Consider the following 18,224-nt stretch of genomic DNA (forward strand, 5'->3'; position numbering starts at 1 on the left):
TGTCAGTCTTGGCTCATGAATTCGTCGATTGCTCGTGACCTCGGACTCCTCATCGCCCGTGTCGGCCTCGGGATCATCTTCATCGCCCACGGTTGGCAGAAGTTCTTCACCTACAAGATCGCCGGAACGCAGGCCGCATTCGAAGGGATGGGCGCCCCGCTCCCCAAGATTTCTGCAGTTCTGGCAGCATCCATCGAACTCGGTGGCGGCATCCTGCTCATCGCGGGTCTGCTGACCCCGCTCGTCGGCGCACTGCTGTTCCTCGACATGGTCGGCGCGTTCTTCATCGTGCACGCCGACAAGGGCGTCTTCATAGACAACGGCGGCTATGAACTCGTCGTCGCACTCGGTGTCGGTTCGCTCTTGATCGCTGTTATCGGCGCAGGACGCATCAGCATCGACGGATTGATCGGCAAGGGCAACGGTTGGGTTAAAACCCCAGCTTGATCGGGGTGAGAAGGCGGGTTCAACGGCTGTTGAGCCCGCCTTCCAGCTTGCTTTTGGCCCACAAAGTGACGAACGTAGTCATCTATGGTGACGAAATCTGATCGATCCGAACAAGATTCCGGGGCCAACGAAGAGCGCCCGGAGACGGGCTTTACTCGGGTAGGCGTTCGGACCGACTACGTGGTGTTTTCCGTGGCGGCCGCAGCGGTGCTGGCTATTGTCGTGTGGGGTCTCGTAGCTCCCGACAACCTGAACTCGGTAACCGGAAGTGTTCTCGGCTGGTTGGTGACGAACATCGGCTGGCTCTTCGTACTCGCAGCTTCGGCTTTCGTGCTGTTTTCCATCTACCTCGCTGTCAGTCGATTCGGCGACATTCCGCTGGGCAAAGACGGTGAGAAGCCCGAGTTCCGAACCGTCAGCTGGATCGCCATGATGTTCAGCGCCGGCATGGGCATCGGCCTGATGTTCTTCGGTGTCGCGGAACCGCTTGCGCACTACGTGACTCCGCCTCCCGGTACCGACGGTGGCGTCGGAACTGCCATGGCTACCACCATGTTTCACTGGGGTCTTCATCCTTGGGCGATGTATGCCGTTGTGGGCCTTGCCATTGCGTACGGGTCATATCGCCGAGGACGCAAGCAACTGTTCAGTTCGGCCTTCATCCCGTTGCTCGGTCGCAAAGCCGAAGGGCCGATCGGCAAGGTCATCGACATCCTGGCAATCTTTGCGACACTTTTCGGCACCGCAGCATCTTTGGGGCTCGGCGCACTTCAGATCGGCTCCGGTTTCGAGGTAGTCGGCTGGATGGAAGAAGCCGGCGTATTCCTGCTCGTGGCCATCGTTGCGGTGCTGACCCTGGCGTTCGTCGCTTCGGCAGTTTCCGGTGTGGCCAAGGGAATTCAGTGGCTCTCCAACATCAACATGGTGCTAGCGCTGATCTTGGCCCTGTTCGTGTTCGTTCTCGGGCCGACCGTGCTGATTCTCAATCTGCTCCCGACGACCATTGGTGCATACGTTTCCGACCTCGCCCAGATGTCGGCCCGCACGGGTGCATCGTCGAATCCTGAAACCGGCGCGTGGCTTTCGTCGTGGACGATCTTCTACTGGGCATGGTGGGTGTCCTGGACGCCGTTCGTCGGCATGTTCCTGGCCCGCATCAGCCGCGGCCGCACGATCCGCCAGTTCATCGTCGGCGTCATCGCCGTTCCCACGACTGTCAGCTTGCTCTGGTTCGCGATCTTCGGCGGCGCAGGCATCGGTGAGGAACGCGACGGAATCGGCTTGTCCGGCCGAGGCTCGGAAGAGGCTCAACTGTTCGGCATGCTCGACAATCTGCCGTTGGCCGGAGTGACGACTGTCCTGGTCATGCTGCTCGTCGCAGTGTTCTTCGTCTCCGGCGCCGACGCTGCGTCGATGGTGATGGGGACGCTCTCGCAGCGCGGAACGCTCGAACCGAGTCGCTGGGTCGTGGTGTTCTGGGGCATGTTGACCGGTGGCGTCGCGGCGCTTCTGCTGTGGACCGGTGGTTCCGAAGCGCTCGACGGCTTGCAGACCATGACGATCATCGCTGCGGCGCCGTTCGTGCTGGTCATGATCGGACTGTGCTTCTCGCTGTACAAGGATCTTTCGCACGACCCGATCATCATTGCGGCGAAGGAGCAGAAACGTGCTCTCCTACGCCCGCGCCGAGGACGCCGTGTGGGTAAGTCAGTGGAGTAGGACTTGAGCGGAGTAGGACTTGAACCGTGAAGGGGCACCGAACTGCGGTTCGGTGCCCCTTTTGTCGTCCGGTTATTTCCAGCTGGGCAACCACAGATGGTTCTGCCACGATTCCGGCGTGATCGGCATGGCGGTGAGTATCGGCCAGAGGTAGACGAAGTTGGCCACGACCAGACCGATGTACAGACTGACTGCCAGAAGTCCGGTGGTACGACGCTCGACGGACGCGCTCGCCTTGCCCAGTACATCGCCGAGGACCAGCGCAAATCCCATGACCATGAACGGGGCGAGTGCAACTGCGTAGAAGTAGTACATCTGGCGGTCGAGCGTCGCGAACCACGGGAGGTAAGCGGCACCGTAGCCCGTCAGGACCACGGCGTATCGCCAGTCCCTGCGCACGAACGTCTGCCAGATCGCCCACGCCAACATCGGTAGGGCCAGCCACCACATCGCCGGTGTGCCGATCAGCATCACGGCCTTGACGCAGCTGGCGGCCCCGCAACCGGTGACCTGCTCGCCGTCGGCGTAGTAGTAGAGCATCGGTCGTAGCCCCATCGGCCACGTCCACGGTTTCGACTCCCACGGGTGGTGGTTTCCGGCGGAGTTGGTCAGACCGGCGTGGAACTGGAGAACGTTTCCGCTGTAGTACCAGAGTGAGCGCAGCGCGGAGGGAATGAAGCTCCATGTGCCGCCCTCACCGATCTCGTTCCCGACGGCGTGACGGTCGACGCCGGTCTCGCTGGTGAACCAGGCCCAGTAGCTCGCGAGGTACACACCGAGCGGAATGATCACCAACGCATACAGAGCAGGCCCGATGTCGCGAACTGCAGTGCCGACCCATGGGCGCTGCACGCGGTAGGCGCGGCGCGCTGACAGGTCGAAGGCAACACTGAGCAATCCGAAGAACAGAATGAAGTACATGCCGGACCACTTGGTTCCGCAGGCCAGGCCGAGCAGGATGCCGGCGCCGAACCTCCACCACCGGAAACCCAGCCGCGGACCCCAGGCAGAGTCGCCGATTCGGCCCTCTTCGTATACCTTCGCCATCCGTTCGCGGACTTGGTCGCGATCGACCACCAGGCATCCGAGGGCGGCGAGAACGAAGAAAGCCAGGAAGATGTCGAGCATCCCCAGGCGTGAGGAGACGAAGGTGACGCCGTCGACGATAAGCAGGATTCCGGCAATCGCGCCGATCAGCGTGGACCGCGTCATGCGGCGCACGATCCGGATGATCAGCAAGACCATCAGTGTCCCGACCAGGGCCGACGAGAATCGCCACCCCCAACCGTTGTAACCGAAGAGTGCTTCGCCGATCGCGATCATCTGCTTACCGATCGGCGGGTGTACCACCAATCCGTAACCGGGATTGTCCTCGATGCCGCCACCGGTCAGAACTTGCCAGCCCTGCGGAACGTAGTGCTTCTCGTCGAAGACAGGTGTGCCGGCGTCGGTCGGGTAGGCGAGCATCGTGAAGCGTGTGATCGCCGCGATAGCGGTGACGAAAGCGGTGACGATCCAGCCGCGCAATCTGTCGGTCGGGCCGAAATCAGGATCCGGTACCAGCGGGCCGGGACTACGCATTACCCGATCGCTCGTGGCGGGCGTTGGCCGCTCGTCCGTCTGCACAGTCACCTGGCAATCGTAGGCTGTCAGGTATGACTGGTCGCTTGGTACTCGCCGCAACACCCATGGGAGATGTCGGTGACGCGTCTCCGCGTCTTCGGTCTGCTCTCGCAACCGCCGACGTCGTTGCTGCGGAGGACACACGACGCACCAAGTCTCTGGCGTCCGCGCTCGAGGTAACCATCACCGGGAAGATCGTCAGTTTCTACGATCAGGTCGAGATTTCCCGGCTGCCCGCGCTGGTCGCCGACGTCGCCGAAGGCAAGACCGTCCTGCTGGTCACGGACGCGGGCATGCCGTCGGTCAGCGATCCCGGATATCGCCTTGTCGCCGCCTGCGTAGCCGAGAACCTCGCCGTCACGTGCTTGCCCGGTCCGTCGGCGGTGACGACGGCGCTGGCACTCTCCGGATTGCCCGTCGAGCGGTTCTGCTTCGACGGGTTCCCGCCGCGTAAGCAGGGGCAGCGCAAGACGTGGCTCTCTGCCTTGGCAACCGAGCAGCGAGCGTGTGTGTTCTTCGAAGCGCCTCATCGCCTTGCCGACTGCCTCGCAGATGCGGTGGAAGTGCTCGGGCCGAATCGCCGCGCGGCTGTGTGCCGGGAATTGACCAAGACCTACGAGGAAGTGAAGCGCGGCACTCTCGGGGAGTTAGCTGCTTGGGCCGCCGAGGGCGTTCGCGGTGAGATCACGGTGGTGCTCGAAGGCGCAGTGCTGGTGGCATCTGATCCTGCCGATCTGGTCGACGAGGTGGAAAGGCTGGTCGAGGGGGGAGCACGATTGAAGGACGCGTGTGCTCTGGTCGCAACGGCCGGAGTCTCCAAGCGTGAGTTGTACGAGACGGTCCTGGCTGCGCGCAAGGACTAGCGGGAGCGGTTCACGGCGGGTGTGCCGGGACGCAGGTTGGCGTCGTCGGCTGCAGCCTGGCCGGCGTGCCAGCCTTCGGCGTCCACGGACCGTCCGCGAGTCTTGCGGGTTGTCGGGAACAATCGATCGAATTCGGCGTCGACGGCCTCGGATGTGGTGGCGAGGATCGGCAGAAGATCCGCGACGTCCATCGATGCCGCGTCGGCCGCTTCGGCGGTGGCTTTGGTGCCGGCGTCACGCAGGCGGTGTCCGATGCGGCTGGCGAACCCGGCCAGGAATCCCTTGCGGAACGAGGTGGTGCGTGAGCCGCCACGATTGCTCGAGTCGGCGAATTGCATTGCACGGGTTGCCTGTACAAGTAGTGAAGTGAACAGCATGTCGACTTGCTGAAGGTCGACCGGAGTGCCGACGACGGTCGCGAGCGCGATATCGCTGAACCACACCGTCCTCACACGATTCGATTCGCCGATCTCGGTCAGGAGGTGAACTTTTTCTTTCACGTACGGGTTCTCGATGTGAATGCGTCGTGCATTCACGGACGTGTCGGTGACCCCGGCGCGACTGTGGAGCAGTGCGGAATCGATCGCGTATCGCGTCATCAACTCCTGGGCCTTCGCGGTGAAGATCTCGGCTTCTTCCGCGAAGTTGGTGGCTTCGGCTTTGGCGAGTAGCCCACGAATTCGCTTGAGTACCTTGGCGTCGACCTCGGTGTCACCGACGCCGGCATAGCTGGTGTGGGTGCGTTGCGACGGCCAGGTGGATGGTGGCGCGAGCAATACCGTCCACTGAGGTAGGCGCATCCACGATCGCGCGACGTCGACGATCTGCGAAACGAGGAAGTAGGGATCCTGGAACAGAAGGCCGGCCGCGAGGGAGCGAAAAACGTCGTCGTCCACGGTGATTCGAGAAGCGATGTGCCGAGACTTCGGATACTGCTCGCCGATCGTCTGCAACTGCCCCACCCATTCGAGCGGAGCGCGATCGGAGGCGCGCGACGCCTTCGCGTCGAACAGGATGGTGGTGGCGGCGAGATCGGCGTCGGACGCGTCTTTGCTTCGACGCGCCAGATGAATCAGATCCGCCGGCTGCCATCCGCGGTCGTACGCCGCGGACAGTTCTGAAACGAGATCTCGCACCGCGGAAACGGATTGAGGGCTGACCTCCTGAGTGGACACCCGCGCTCCGTTCCATGGCAGTGTCTGCGCCGAAGCGCTGGTTCGAATGTATGTTCTATTCGTCGTCATGGCTGGAGTGTGCACGTGGGGTCCGACACATCCGCCTGTAACCGGATATCTCGGACCCCACGTGCGGCACTCTCGCTTAGCTCATTCCTCGACGAAGCGGGGGAAAACTGGCGCCGGAGCAGGCAGTTTCCGGTTCGCGTCGATGCGAACCGCAATGTCGGCGAACTGCCGGTTCTCTTCGCTCTGGCCAAGCAGATCGAGGATGCGTGACGCCGCGTCGGGCATCACCGGCTGAACGAGAAGCCCGACGATACGGACCACTTCGAGCGTCACGTACAGAACCGTCGCCATGCGTGCCGGATCCGTCTTGCGCAGAACCCACGGTTCCTGCTTGGAGAAGTACCGGTTGGTCTCGCCGAGAACGCCCCAGATGGCTTCCAGTGCGAGATGCAGCGCCTGCACGTCGAACTCGCTGCGGCACTTGGCAAGCAGGGCATCCGCCGACGCCAGCATCGCCAGGTCGTCCTCGGTGAACTCGCCGGGGGTCGGTACCTGGGCATCGCAGTTCTTCGCGACCATCGTCAGTGAACGCTGCGCGAGGTTGCCCAGTTCATTGGACAGGTCTGCATTCATACGCGTCACGATTGCTTCGTGGCTGTAGCTGCCGTCCTGGCCGTACGAGATCTCGCGGAGCAGGAAGAAACGGACCGCGTCGAGGCCGTACTGATCGACCATCGCGATGGGGTCGACGACGTTGCCGACCGACTTCGACATCTTCTCGCCCTTGTTGTACAAGAACCCGTGGACGAAGACCCGCTCCGGCAGTTCGATGCCGGCAGACATGAGGAACGCCGGCCAGTACACGGTATGGAAACGCGTGATGTCCTTGCCGATGATGTGCAGGCTCGCGGGCCAGAACTTCTCGAACTCCGCCGAGTCGACGTTCGGGTAACCCACGCCGGTCAGGTAGTTGGTGAGGGCGTCGACCCAGACGTACATGACGTGGTCGGGGTCTCCGGGAACCTCGACGCCCCAGTCGAACGTGGTGCGCGAGATCGACAGGTCCTTGAGGCCGCCCTTGACGAAGCTGACGATCTCGTTGCGACGAGTCGCGGGGGCAATGAACTCGGGATGCTCTTCGTACAGAGCAAGCAAACGGTCCTCGTAGGCCGAGAGACGGAAGGTGTAGTTGGACTCCTCGGTCCACTCCACCGGAGTGCCGGTCTCCGTCGACTGACGGGTGCCGTCGTCCAGAAGCGTGGTCTCGGCTTCGGTGTAGAAGGCCTCGTCACGAACCGAATACCACCCCGAGTACGTGTCGAGGTAGATGTCGCCCGATGCGGCCATCTTTTCCCAGATCGCCTTGCTGGCGACCTGATGATCGGCGTCGGTGGTGCGGATGAACCGGTCGTACGAGATGTTCAGGACCTTGTCGAGGTTCTGGAACACGTCGGAGTTCCGAGCCGCGAGTTCGCGGACGTCGATGCCCTCTTTGATCGCTGTCTGCTGCATCTTCAGACCGTGCTCGTCGGTGCCGGTCATGAAGAACACTTCATGACCGTCCAACCGCTTGAAGCGGGCGAGCGCGTCCGAGGAGATGTACTCGTACGCGTGGCCGATGTGCGGAGCGCCGTTGGGATACGCGATCGCTGTCGTGATGTAGAACGGCGATCGTTCCGCGCCTTCCGGGGCAGCGGAGTCCGGGCGCGGGGTCTGGGAGGGTGAGGCAGGCACAGTCATGGTGGGCTTACTCTATCGGGCGTGAGCAAAGACCGTCCCGCCCCCGATGCCCCTGAGCCCTTGTCGCCTCTGATCGACGCACATACGCACCTCGACGCCTGTGGTGCGCACGACGCTGCGACCGTGGCCGAAATTGTCGATCGGGCCGAGGCCGTCGGCGTCGGACGGGTCGTCACGGTGGCCGACGACCTTGATGCCGCATGCTTTGCCGTCGACGCTGCGAACTGGGATTCGAGGGTTTACGCAGCCGTCGCAATCCATCCGACCAGGGCGAACGTCCTCGATGTCGACACCAGAGCCGAGATCGAGCGTTTGGCGTCCGATCCGCGGGTTGTCGCGGTGGGGGAGACCGGGCTGGATCTCTACTGGCCAGGCAAGCTCGAAGGGTGCGCCACCATCGAGGAGCAGGTCGACGGTTTCCGGTGGCACATCGACCTCGCGAAGCGTCTCGGCAAGACGCTGATGATTCACAATCGCGAAGCCGATGAGGACCTGCTGCGGGTGCTGCACGAGGAAGGCGCGCCGGAGACTGTGGTGTTCCACTGCTTCTCCTCGGATTCGGAGATGGCCCGTGCGTGCATCGACGCGGGCTACGTGTTGAGTTTCTCGGGAACCGTGAGTTTCAAGAATGCGAAGGCGCTGCGTGAGGCCGCGCTGTTGGTGCCCTCGGATCAGCTGATCGTCGAGACGGATGCGCCGTTCTTGACGCCGCACCCGTTCCGCGGTGCGCCCAACGAGTCGTACTGCCTGCCGTACACAGTGCGCGCGCTCGCAGACATCCGCGGTGAGGATCCGCAGGCGCTGGCAGCAGCGTCCACGGCGACAGCGGAGCGCGTCTACAAGCTCTGACGCTATGGTGGTCTGACAGGTAACTCCGCGCCCGGGACCGTCGTGTCCTGGTCCGTCTACTGCGCGGAGTATTCAGATGAATGACTACAACGTGGTCACAGTCCGCATCGAAACGTGGGAATTCGAGTGCTGTGCACCGTTGCCGGTGGTCGGCGAAAAATCTGCGTGGGCTTTGCACCCCATACGTGAGTCGCTGTGGTTCGACGGGACGGTTCATGGAGGAATCTATCCCGACGACGTAGAACCTACGGCCGGGATCGTTCTCTCGATCCGACTCGAGCGCGGCGAGTTTGTCGAACAAGAACCCAGGCACTGGGTATTGGTACCTGGAAGCACCGATCACGTTCGAGTCGAGAAGGCCCCACGGTCTTTTCGCGGAATGTCGTCGCTGGTTGCCGGTCGTCGTGGCTGGATGGAGACGGCCGTTGTCGTCGAGCTTGCTCTTCCCGCGAGGGGATGAGGGCGCACAGCTTCACTGAGCCGACGCCGGTCGACTCTTCGGTCCGGATCGTCAGCGTTCATGTCGACGCGGTCGAAGTCGAGTGCTGCGGGCCGTTTCCGGTGGTCGGTGAACCATGCTCGTGGACATTGACACCGCGATCGCAGGACGACGATTTCGACGGTTGGGTTCACGGCGGGATGCCGGCGTCTGGAGTCGTGACCACCGGTGTGGTGCTCGGGATTCTCGTGGTCACGACGACGTACGAGGAAGTCGGAAGTCCACGCATGTGGTTGCCCGTCGAAGGTAGCGAGACCTATCGAAGGGTCGAGGCCAGTCCTCGGTGGTTCCGAAGGTTCGGCGACTTCGACTTCGAGCCGCAGAATCGGATCGAGACCGGGCTGGTCGTCGAATTGGCCACCACCCGTGCGCCTTTCCGGTAGTCCCCACTACCAAAAAGGCGCACAGGGGGCTTGCCCCTAGAGAACCTTCGCCAGGAAGTCCTGGGTGCGCTGCTGCTGGGGGTTGCCGAACAGACTCTCCGGCTTACCTTCTTCGACGATGTATCCGTCGGCCATGAAGATGACTCGGTCGGAAACCTCACGGGCGAAGCCCATCTCGTGGGTCACGACGACCATGGTCATGCCCTGCTTGGCGAGGTCGCGCAGCACCTGCAGAACCTCACCCACCATTTCGGGGTCGAGGGCGCTGGTGGCCTCGTCGAAGAGCATGATGTCCGGACTCATCGCGAGTGCGCGGGCTATGGCAACGCGCTGCTTCTGCCCACCGGACAGGCTGGCGGGCTTGGCATCTGCCTTCTCCGCGAGGCCGACCTGGCCGAGCAGTTTGACGGCGATCTCGCGAGCCTGCTCCTTGGTCGATCGCCCGGTCTGCACCGGAGCGAGCATCACGTTTTCGACGACGCTCATGTGGGGGAACAGGTTGAAGTGCTGGAACACCATCCCGATGTGCTGGCGCACCTTGTCGATGTCGACATCCTTGTTCGTGAGGTCGAACTGGTCGACGCGCACGGATCCGGCGGTGATGTCTTCGAGGCGGTTGAGGCAACGCAGGAAGGTCGACTTGCCGGAACCTGAAGGCCCGATGACGCAGACCACTTCACCGCTCTTGATGTCGACGTCCAGGCCCTTGAGGACCTCGTTGTCGCCGAACGACTTCTTCAGTCCCTTGACCGAAATCTTGACCTCGGTGGCGGACTTGCCCATGTTGACGGCTGTTTCGGTCACTTGTTGATCCTCTTCTCGAGGCGGTTCGACAGCTTGGTGAGCGCCATGATGATGATGAAGTACATGACGCCGATGATCAGCCACATGTTGAACGACTGGAAGTTGCGCGCGATGATGATGCGCCCTGTCTGAGTGAGCTCGGCGAGTCCGATGACCGACAGGATCGACGTGTCCTTGAGGGTGATCACGAACTGGTTGATGTACGACGGGATCATCGTGCGAATTGCCTGCGGCATGATGACTTTTCGCATCGACTTCATGTAGCTGATGCCCAGGCTTCGTGACGCCTCCATCTGTCCCTTGTCGACGGACAGGATGCCGCCGCGGACGATTTCAGCCATGTACGCGCCGGCGTTGAGCGAGAGCGTGATGATGCCTGCGGTGAAGGCGGACATCTGGAAATGCAGGGCTGCCGGGATGCCGAAGTAGATGAAGAATGCCTGCACCAACAGCGGTGTGCCGCGGAAGATGTCGACGTAGGTTGTGCCTATACCTCGGACGAACATGTTGGTGGAAACGCGGCAGAGACCGAAGATCGCGCCTAGGACCAGAGCGATCGCGATCGAGACGACGGAGAGAACGATCGTCAACCACAGGCCCTTGAGAAGCTGCGGGTAGGTGCTCTTGATCAAGCCGATGATGGAGTTGTCCGACGTCGACGCGCCCTGACCGAGGTAGGTCGAGACGATTTCGTCGTACTGGCCGTCGTCGCGCAGGTTCTGCAGTCCGGCGTTGAACATCTGGAGCAGTTCGGCGTTCTGGCCCTTGTTGACTGCGAAGCCGTAGCTCGCGCCCACCTCTTTTTCGGTGACCGTCTTGAGGCCGTTGCCCTGTGTGATGCCGTAGGCGAGGACGGGGTAGTCGTCGAAGACTGCGACGGAGTTCCCGGTGCGGACCTCGTCGTACATGCTGGCGGAGTCGGCGAAATAGACTGTGGTGAAGCCGTATTGGTCCTTGATGGACTCGGCGAAGCTGGCGCCCTCGGTGCCGTTCTTGACGGCGACGCGCTTGCCCCTCAGATCCTCGTACGACTTCACGTCGTTGTCGGTCTCGAGGACCGCCATCTGCACGCCCGACTCGAAGTACGCGTCGGAGAAGTCGAACACCTGCTTGCGGGCGTCGGTGATGGACATGCCCGCGATGACGCCGTCCGCCTGCCCGGCCTGCACGGCCTGAAGGGCCGCGTCGAAGCCGAGCTGTTTGATGTCGACCTTGAAGCCTTGGTCCTCGGCGATCGCATTGAGCAGGTCGATGTCGATGCCGACGAGTTTGCCGTCTTCGTTCTCGAATTCGAACGGGGCGAATGTCAGATCGGTGGCGATCGTGTAGGTGCGGCCGGGTTGCGCGCTCGCGATTCCGGGGGCGAACAGCGCTGCGATCAGCGCCAGCAGGATGGCCAGGATCGGCCACCTGGCATTACGTGGTCTGTCGAATCTTCTTCGCACTATCGCCCAGCTTTCTTCTGTCGCGCCCGGGATCGCCGGACTGCTTTGAACCAGACGAGAACATACTGCGCCCAGAGCTGAATCGATACACGGGTATCGGAGCCGGAAAGTGCAGAACACACGACACGCCGTTGCCGTTCCGTGACAAAAGTCGCATTTCGTTGTGATTTGGTTGCCGATACAACGCTCGGTCGTTACCGTATTGTGATCGAACGTCGTCTGCCTTGGGATTTCCTGTGTCGCCTTTTGCCAAGATCAACTCCACGAAGTCACCACTTCTCTATTCAGTGGTGGGTGCGTTGCTTCTGACGCTCATCGTCGGGGGTGCGCTCGCCGTGGTTCGGCACAAGACGATCACCCTCGACGTCGACGGCGACATGATTTCGCTGTCCACGATGTCGAGCAGCGTCGGTACCGCTCTCGAGGACGCCGGATACCCGGTCGATCCCAAGGACGCGCTCGCACCCAGTGCCGATTCCTCCCTGTCCGATGGCGATACCGTCGTACTACGCCGTGCCCGTGAGTTGGCTCTGACCGTCGACGGTCAGCCGACCACCATCTGGACCACCGCATTGACGGTCGACGAGGCATTGAAGCAGGTAGATGTTTCCGACGACTTCGCAGTCTCGGCTTCGCGCTCGCATCGTCTGCCGCTCGAACGGACCGAGCTCGACGTCGTCAGCCCGAAGACCGTCAGCGTCAGCGACGGTGGTGCTCCGGCGGCGGAGGTCAAGCTCGCCGCCGTGACCGTCGGCGATCTTCTCGCGGCCAAGAATGCGCCGCTCGAGCAGGCCGACTCGGTGGTTCCCACCGCCGACACACCCGTTACCAACGGCCTGACCATCCAGGTCACTCGCGACCGCACGGACACTCGCGTCGAGACGCAGCCGATCGCGCCGCCGGAGAACAAGGTCGAGGATCCCGAGCTGGAGAAGGACAAGACCGTCGTCGAGAACCCGGGTGTTCCGGGTGAGCGCACGGCCACTGTCGAGGTCAAGACCGTCAACGGCGTCGAGGCCGGACGAACCGAACTGTCCGCGACCGTGATCAAGGAACCGGTCGCAGCAGTGGTGAAGGTCGGTACCAAGCAGGCTTCCGCTCCCGCTGTGTCCAACGCGTCGACGTGGGATGCCATTGCTCAGTGCGAGGCGACCGGAAACTGGGCCATCAACACCGGCAACGGTTTCTACGGAGGACTTCAGTTCACCCAGAGCACCTGGGAAGCATTCGGCGGCGGTCAGTACGCAGCTCGCGCCGACCTCGCATCACGTGAACAGCAGATCGCGATCGGCGAGAAGGTCCGCGCCGGTCAGGGCTGGGGTGCTTGGCCGTCCTGCACCAGCAAATTGGGCCTGCGCTGACGCGCTCACACCTCACAGAACACAGGAACCGATGTCACCGTTCGCCAAGATCAACTCGACCAGGTCGCCGTTGTTGTACTCGGCGATCGCCGCTCTTCTCCTGACGGTTCTCGTGGGTGGTGTTCTGGCCGTCGTCCGGCACAAGACCATCACTCTCGATGTCGACGGTGAGCAGATTCGCCTGAGCACCATGTCGACCAACGTCGACGGCGCTCTCGAGGACGCGGGTTACCCGATCGGTGACAAGGATGCAGTTGCTCCCGCGGCCGACGCTTCGCTGTCCGACGGCGACACCGTGGTGCTCCGTCGTGCCCGTGAGATCACGCTGACGGTCGACGGTCAGCCGCAGAAGCTCTGGACCACTGCCTTGACCGTCGACGACGCGTTGAAGCAGTTGGACGTCGCGGCGGATGTGCACGTGTCGGCTTCGCGCTCGCAGCGTCTTCCGCTGGACGGCGCCGCGCTCGACGTGCTGACACCGGTCGTCGCAAAACTGGTCGACGGCGCAAACGCGGCAGCAGACGTGCGTATCGCGGCGCCGACGGTCGGGGAGTTCCTTACCGCCAACGGCACTCCGCTCGAGCAGTCGGACACGGTGGTTCCCGCCGCCGACGCTCCACTGACCGAGGGCCTGGAGGTCACGGTGACGCGCAACCGCACCGAGAACAAGGTCGAGACCTTGCCGCTCGATCCGCCGGATCAGCGCATCGAGGATCCGACGATGAACCAGAGTCGCACGATCGTCGAGAACCCGGGCGTGCCCGGTGTGCGTGACGTGACGTTCGCCGTGAATCTCGTCAACGGTGTCGAAGCCGGACGTGCCCAGGTCGCGGAGACGATCACCACACCGGCGCAGCCGAAGGTCGTGCGTGTCGGAACGAAGCCGGGCACCGAGGTGCCGCCCGTGGAGAACGGTTCGACGTGGGATGCGCTCGCACAGTGCGAGGCCACCGGTAACTGGGCCATCAACACCGGCAACGGTTTCTACGGCGGCGTGCAGTTCGATCAGAACACCTGGGAACGACAGGGCGGGTTGAAGTATGCGCCCCGCGCCGACCTCGCCACCCGTGAAGAACAGATCGCGATTGCGACACAGACCCAGCGCACTCAGGGCTGGGGCGCATGGCCGTCGTGCTCGGGTCGCCTCGGACTGGGATAAGTTCTACTGGTGTCAGACGCCGAACAATCGAACGAACCCATCGCTACTCCGCGCGGGCAGGCAGCCCTGCTCGGTCCGGTCGAGGTGCGCGCTCTTGCCGAGGAATTCGGTGTCCGGCCCACGAAACAGTTGGGGCAGAACTTCGTTCACGACGCCAATACCGTGAGGCGCATCGTCACCACGGCAGGCGTGACACGTGACGACGTCGTTCTCGAGGTAGGGCCTGGTCTCGGTTCGCTGACGATGGCGCTGATGGACGTGGTCGATCGGGTCATCGCGGTCGAGATCGATCCCAACCTCGCGGCTCGCCTGCCGAAGACGGTGGCCGAGCGAGCGCCGGAACTGGCCGATCGCCTGACCGTCGTCGAAGCCGACGCGATGCGTGTGCTGCCTTCGCAGATTCCCGGCGAGCCGACCGCGCTTGTCGCGAACCTGCCGTACAACGTCGCGGTGCCGGTGCTGTTGCATCTGTTCGCATCGCTCCCGAGTCTGCGGACCGCGCTCGTGATGGTGCAAGCCGAGGTTGCCGATCGCCTGGCGGCTGATCCGGGAAGCAAGATCTACGGCGTTCCCAGCGTCAAGGCCAACTTCTTCGGCGAGGTTCGCCGCGCCGGTGCCGTCGGACGCAACGTGTTCTGGCCGGTGCCGAAGGTGGAATCAGGTCTGGTTCGTATCGACCGGTATGCGGAGCCGCCGTGGCCGATGGACGAGAAACACCGCAAGCAGGTTTTTGCGGCGATCGACGCCGCATTCGCGCAGCGCCGCAAGACTTTGCGTGCCGCGCTCAGCGGTTGGGCAGGTTCGCCTGCCGAGGCCGAACGACGGCTCCTCGCTGCCGGCATCGAGCCACAGACGCGTGGTGAGATGCTCGACGCAGCAGCCTTCGTTCGGCTGGCTGGAGGCGAATAGTCCCGTGCGCGGTTAAGGAGTGCAGGGACTCCCTAACCGCGCACAGGGGCTTGCCCCCTTATTTGAACCGCCGCAACCTCAGGCTGTTGCTCACCACGAACACACTGCTGAATGCCATTGCGGCACCGGCGAGCATCGGGTTGAGCAGGCCGGCCGCAGCCAGCGGGATCGCAGCCGTGTTGTAGGCGAATGCCCAGAACAGGTTGCCCTTGATGGTCTTGAGCGTCTTGCGGGACAGTCGAATTGCATCGGCTGCCGACCGCAGGTCACCTCGCACCAGAGTGATGTCGCTGGCCTCGATCGCAACGTCGGTACCCGTGCCCATCGCCAGGCCGAGATCGGCCTGAGCCAGGGCTGCCGCGTCGTTCACGCCGTCGCCGACCATGGCCACGACGCGTCCTTCCGCCTGCAGTTTCTTGACGGCGTCGACCTTGTCCGCAGGCATGACCTCGGCGAAGACGGTGCTGATCCCGACCTGATCCGCGACAGTGCGAGCAACGGTGGCGTTGTCACCGGTCAGCAGAACCGGTTCGAGGCCGAGTGCTTTCAACTGCGCGATTGCTTCGGCGCTCGTGTCCTTGACCGCGTCGGCGATCACGAGGATGCCGTGCGCCTTGCCGTCCCAGCCCACCGCGATTGCGGTGCGCCCGGCCTTCTCTGCTGCAGCCTTCGCCTCGCGGAGATTTTCCGGCAACGGCATCGACCAGTCGGCGAGCAGCGCGTCTCGGCCCGCGACGACTGCGTGACCGTCGACCATTCCCTGCACGCCGCGCCCGGCGACGTTCACGAAATCCTCGACCGTAGGCAATTCGCCCACAGCTTCGGTCGCACCCTTCGCGATCGCTGCGGCGATGGGGTGCTCGGAGCGATGTTCGAGTGCGCCCGCCAGCCGAAGGACCTCGTCGACGGTTGTTCCTTCGCCCACCACGGTGTCCAGCAATGTCATCTGACCGGTGGTGACGGTTCCCGTCTTGTCGAGCACGACGGTGTCGACTGCGCGCGTCGATTCGAGCACCTCGGGTCCCTTGATGAGGATTCCCATCTGAGCTCCGCGACCCGTGCCCACCAACAGGGCTGTGGGCGTTGCCAATCCGAGGGCACAGGGGCACGCGATGATCAGCACGGCGACCGCAGCGGTGAAGGCCATCTCGATAGGGTTACCGGTACCGAGCCAGTAGCCCAGTGTCGCAACGGCAATCGCGATGACGACCGGTACGAAGATACCGGCGATCCGATCGGCGAGGCGCTGAACTTCGGCCTTGCCGTTCTGGGCGTCTTCGACCAGTGCCGCCATCTGGGCGAGTTGGGTGTCGCTCCCGACCCGGGTTGCCTCGACGGTCAAGGTTCCACCGACGTTGACGGTGGCGCCGACGACAGTGTCCCCGACACCGACTTCCTCAGGCACGGATTCACCCGTCAACATGCTCATGTCGACGGCTGAGCGGCCCTCGGTGATGATGCCGTCGGTGGCGATCTTCTCGCCGGGCCGGACGATGAAGGAGTCGCCCGCTGCCAGTTCTTCGGCGGGGATTCGTACTTCGACGCCGTTGCGCAGTACCGCGACGTCTTTTGCACCGAGCTCCATGAGTGCGCGTAGTGCGGCGCCGGACGTGCGCTTGGACTTGTGCTCGAAGTAGCGTCCGGCCAGCACGAACGTGATGACGCCCGCGGCAACTTCGAGGTAGATGTTGGCGCTGCCGTCCATCCGGTCGACCGTCAGCCGGAAGGCGTGCTTCATACCGGCTTCGCCCGCAGTGCCGAAGAACAGTGCGTAGAGCGACCAGACGAAGGCCGAGATGGTGCCCAGCGAGATGAGCGTGTCCATCGTGGCCGCGCCGTGACGCAGGTTCACCCAGGCAGCCCGGTGGAAGGGGAGGGCCGCCCACACGATGACCGGTGCGGCCAGCGTGAGGGAGAGCCACTGCCAGTTGTCGAACTGCAGCGCAGGAATCATTGCCATAGCGATGACCGGCACGGAGAGCAGAGTCGAGATGATCAGGCGGGTACGAAGCTCGCGCAGATCACGATCCTGCGGGGTTTCCGCATCCGGGTCGACGGTGTCCGGTGCGCTGGGCGGTTTGGGGAGCGCGGCGGAATAGCCGGCATTCTCGACGGCAGTGACCAGATCTTCGACGGGCACCCCGTCCGGGAAGGTGACCTTGGCCTTTTCCGTCGCGTAGTTGACGGTGGCTGTGACGCCGTCGATCTTGTTGAGCTTCTTCTCGATTCGTGACGCGCAGGAGGCGCAGGTCATCCCGGTGATCGCGAGTTCGACGCTGCTCGAGTTGGCAGCATTGTCGACCGCAGTCGGTGACGTCATCAGTGCCCTCCCTCGTGATTGTCTGGAACTGAAGCCGTGGAAGTGCCTGCATCAACAGTGAATTCGGCGGTCCGAACCACGCCTTCGTGCTGGAAGTCGAGGAACAGCCGGTATGTGCCTTCGCTCGGTGCCTGTGCGTGGAAGGAAATGTCCGGACCAGGAGCTGTGACGCCGTCGCCTGGCTCGCCTTCGGGGTGCACGTGCAGGTAGGCGAGGTCGCCGGTGCGCAGGGCAACGAGGTGACCGAAGGCACCGAGGTACGGATCGAGATCGGTGACCGGGGCTCCGTCGCGAGCAACGCTCAGCGTGATCGGGCCGCCGGCAGTGGTCAGATCACCGTCGAGAGTCACGGTGTATCCGTCGACGGTTGCGGTCGCGCTCTTCGCAGGTAGCGGCGCAGGAGTGAATTCGCCTGCCACGTCGAAGTTTCGGCCGAGTGTCAGTTGGGTGCCGTCGGTGGGATCGAAGTCCGCGAAGACTCGGTAGGTGCCGGCGGCGGGCCAGGCCCAGTCGATCGACCAGGTGCCGTCTGCAGCGAGGGACGGATGTACGTGGCGGAATTCGCTGGTGTCGTTTCGGACGACAATGAGGTGGAGTTTCTTCTCGTGCAGGAGGTCGAAATCGACGACGGGCGTGTTGGTGTCGTCGAGAATCCGGAAGGTCAAGGTTCCCGGCTCCCCAGCTCGACCGGGTGCGGTCACATCGGTGAGTGTGTATCCGCCGGAGGAGACTTCGAGACCTGCAGGTGTTGCCGAATCCATGCCTGGCATCGATTCGGTGGTTGATTCGTGGGTGCTGTGCTGGGCGGTGGACATGTCTATCGGGCTTCCGATTGCGGCCCCCACGCCGAGGGCGGCGCCGAAGACGGCGACCAGCCCTACGGCGTAGGCGGCAAGTGTTGTCGAGGTGCGCACGGCTG

The 18,224-nt window shown here is 63.2% G+C and carries 16 protein-coding genes; 9 read left to right on the top strand and 7 right to left on the bottom strand.

All coding sequences use genetic code 11. From position 1 onward, the window contains the following. Window positions 1-15 precede the first annotated feature (15 nt). Both YH3_RS19935 and YH3_RS19940 read left to right on the top strand, forming a co-directional pair. Entirely contained in the window at window positions 16-447 is a 432-nt protein-coding gene (locus YH3_RS19935; RefSeq protein WP_003946228.1) for a DoxX family protein, read from the top strand. 84 nt (window positions 448-531) lie between these two features. Beyond that, window positions 532-2,166 carry a BCCT family transporter gene (locus tag YH3_RS19940; protein WP_003946258.1) on the top strand — a complete coding sequence of 545 codons (1,635 nt, stop codon included), beginning with the start codon at window positions 532-534 and terminating at the stop codon, window positions 2,164-2,166. A 72-nt stretch (window positions 2,167-2,238) separates the two neighbouring features. Here the strand turns inward: YH3_RS19940 and YH3_RS19945 are convergent, their stop codons facing one another. Next, entirely contained in the window at window positions 2,239-3,747 is a 1,509-nt protein-coding gene (locus tag YH3_RS19945; RefSeq protein WP_003946230.1) for a dolichyl-phosphate-mannose--protein mannosyltransferase, read from the bottom strand. Window positions 3,748-3,821: 74 nt separating this feature from the next. On the opposite strand from YH3_RS19945, the gene rsmI reads away from it, so the two are divergent. Beyond that, on the top strand, window positions 3,822-4,652 hold the full coding sequence (gene rsmI, locus YH3_RS19950) for a 16S rRNA (cytidine(1402)-2'-O)-methyltransferase (protein WP_003946264.1): 831 nt from the start codon (window positions 3,822-3,824) through the stop codon (window positions 4,650-4,652). Here rsmI and YH3_RS19955 read toward each other — a convergent pair. Both YH3_RS19955 and metG read right to left on the bottom strand, forming a co-directional pair. Further along, entirely contained in the window at window positions 4,649-5,896 is a 1,248-nt protein-coding gene (locus YH3_RS19955; protein ID WP_231917384.1) for a DUF2786 domain-containing protein, read from the bottom strand. The two genes, rsmI and YH3_RS19955, sit on opposite strands and share 4 nt — an antisense overlap. 81 nt (window positions 5,897-5,977) lie before the next feature. Then, a complete protein-coding gene (metG, locus tag YH3_RS19960; protein ID WP_003946248.1) occupies window positions 5,978-7,576 on the bottom strand; it encodes a methionine--tRNA ligase in 1,599 nt (532 codons plus the stop codon). A gap of 21 nt (window positions 7,577-7,597) precedes the next feature. Here metG and YH3_RS19965 point away from each other — a divergent pair, with 21 nt between their 5' ends. From YH3_RS19965 to YH3_RS19975, 3 genes are all read left to right on the top strand, one after another. Continuing rightward, window positions 7,598-8,425: a TatD family hydrolase gene (locus tag YH3_RS19965; protein WP_064443911.1), complete on the top strand. Its 828-nt coding sequence runs from the start codon at window positions 7,598-7,600 to the stop codon at window positions 8,423-8,425. A 76-nt stretch (window positions 8,426-8,501) separates the two neighbouring features. Next, window positions 8,502-8,885 carry a DUF6578 domain-containing protein gene (locus tag YH3_RS19970; RefSeq protein ID WP_064443912.1) on the top strand — a complete coding sequence of 128 codons (384 nt, stop codon included), beginning with the start codon at window positions 8,502-8,504 and terminating at the stop codon, window positions 8,883-8,885. Beyond that, window positions 8,882-9,307 carry a DUF6578 domain-containing protein gene (locus YH3_RS19975; RefSeq protein ID WP_042448984.1) on the top strand — a complete coding sequence of 142 codons (426 nt, stop codon included), beginning with the start codon at window positions 8,882-8,884 and terminating at the stop codon, window positions 9,305-9,307. Before YH3_RS19970 ends, YH3_RS19975 begins: the two co-directional genes overlap by 4 nt. Window positions 9,308-9,343: 36 nt before the next feature. Here YH3_RS19975 and YH3_RS19980 read toward each other — a convergent pair whose 3' ends face one another. Both YH3_RS19980 and YH3_RS19985 read right to left on the bottom strand, forming a co-directional pair. Then, window positions 9,344-10,111, bottom strand: a complete 768-nt coding sequence (locus tag YH3_RS19980; RefSeq protein WP_003946239.1) for an amino acid ABC transporter ATP-binding protein — start codon at window positions 10,109-10,111, stop codon at window positions 9,344-9,346. Next, the gene (locus YH3_RS19985; RefSeq protein ID WP_051649535.1) at window positions 10,108-11,556 is read right to left on the bottom strand and encodes an amino acid ABC transporter substrate-binding protein/permease; all 1,449 of its coding nucleotides are present in this window, start codon (window positions 11,554-11,556) and stop codon (window positions 10,108-10,110) included. Before YH3_RS19985 ends, YH3_RS19980 begins: the two co-directional genes overlap by 4 nt. A 236-nt stretch (window positions 11,557-11,792) precedes the next feature. On the opposite strand from YH3_RS19985, the gene YH3_RS19990 reads away from it, so the two are divergent. From YH3_RS19990 to rsmA, 3 genes are read left to right on the top strand one after another with little or no spacing between them, the layout of a single operon-like run. After that, window positions 11,793-12,917 (top strand): resuscitation-promoting factor, encoded by a 1,125-nt coding sequence (locus YH3_RS19990; RefSeq protein ID WP_042921286.1) that lies wholly within the window; start codon window positions 11,793-11,795, stop codon window positions 12,915-12,917. Window positions 12,918-12,948: 31 nt separating this feature from the next. Continuing rightward, complete coding sequence (locus YH3_RS19995) at window positions 12,949-14,076, top strand: resuscitation-promoting factor (protein ID WP_030536312.1); 1,128 nt, start codon at window positions 12,949-12,951, stop codon at window positions 14,074-14,076. A gap of 9 nt (window positions 14,077-14,085) precedes the next feature. Next, window positions 14,086-14,985 (top strand): 16S rRNA (adenine(1518)-N(6)/adenine(1519)-N(6))-dimethyltransferase RsmA, encoded by a 900-nt coding sequence (gene rsmA, locus YH3_RS20000; RefSeq protein WP_003946263.1) that lies wholly within the window; start codon window positions 14,086-14,088, stop codon window positions 14,983-14,985. Window positions 14,986-15,043: 58 nt separating this feature from the next. Here the strand turns inward: rsmA and YH3_RS20005 are convergent, their stop codons facing one another. Both YH3_RS20005 and YH3_RS20010 read right to left on the bottom strand, forming a co-directional pair. After that, on the bottom strand, window positions 15,044-17,305 hold the full coding sequence (locus YH3_RS20005) for a cation-translocating P-type ATPase (RefSeq protein ID WP_003946240.1): 2,262 nt from the start codon (window positions 17,303-17,305) through the stop codon (window positions 15,044-15,046). Beyond that, the gene (locus YH3_RS20010; RefSeq protein WP_064443913.1) at window positions 17,305-18,219 is read right to left on the bottom strand and encodes a hypothetical protein; all 915 of its coding nucleotides are present in this window, start codon (window positions 18,217-18,219) and stop codon (window positions 17,305-17,307) included. Before YH3_RS20010 ends, YH3_RS20005 begins: the two co-directional genes overlap by 1 nt. Between the last annotated feature and the right edge of the window lie 5 nt (window positions 18,220-18,224).

This window comes from Rhodococcus sp. YH3-3 (genome assembly GCF_001653035.1).
Taxonomy (GTDB): domain Bacteria; phylum Actinomycetota; class Actinomycetes; order Mycobacteriales; family Mycobacteriaceae; genus Rhodococcus_F; species Rhodococcus_F qingshengii.

Coding starts and splice junctions, on each gene's coding strand:
- YH3_RS19945 (WP_003946230.1), bottom strand. CDS start 3,747: ATGCGTAGTCCCGGCCCGCTGGTACCGGATCCTGATTTCGGCCCGACC.
- YH3_RS19975 (WP_042448984.1), top strand. CDS start 8,882: ATGAGGGCGCACAGCTTCACTGAGCCGACGCCGGTCGACTCTTCGGTC.
- YH3_RS19970 (WP_064443912.1), top strand. CDS start 8,502: ATGAATGACTACAACGTGGTCACAGTCCGCATCGAAACGTGGGAATTC.
- YH3_RS19935 (WP_003946228.1), top strand. CDS start 16: ATGAATTCGTCGATTGCTCGTGACCTCGGACTCCTCATCGCCCGTGTC.
- YH3_RS19940 (WP_003946258.1), top strand. CDS start 532: ATGGTGACGAAATCTGATCGATCCGAACAAGATTCCGGGGCCAACGAA.
- rsmI (WP_003946264.1), top strand. CDS start 3,822: ATGACTGGTCGCTTGGTACTCGCCGCAACACCCATGGGAGATGTCGGT.
- YH3_RS19995 (WP_030536312.1), top strand. CDS start 12,949: ATGTCACCGTTCGCCAAGATCAACTCGACCAGGTCGCCGTTGTTGTAC.
- YH3_RS19955 (WP_231917384.1), bottom strand. CDS start 5,896: ATGACGACGAATAGAACATACATTCGAACCAGCGCTTCGGCGCAGACA.
- metG (WP_003946248.1), bottom strand. CDS start 7,576: ATGACTGTGCCTGCCTCACCCTCCCAGACCCCGCGCCCGGACTCCGCT.
- YH3_RS20005 (WP_003946240.1), bottom strand. CDS start 17,305: ATGACGTCACCGACTGCGGTCGACAATGCTGCCAACTCGAGCAGCGTC.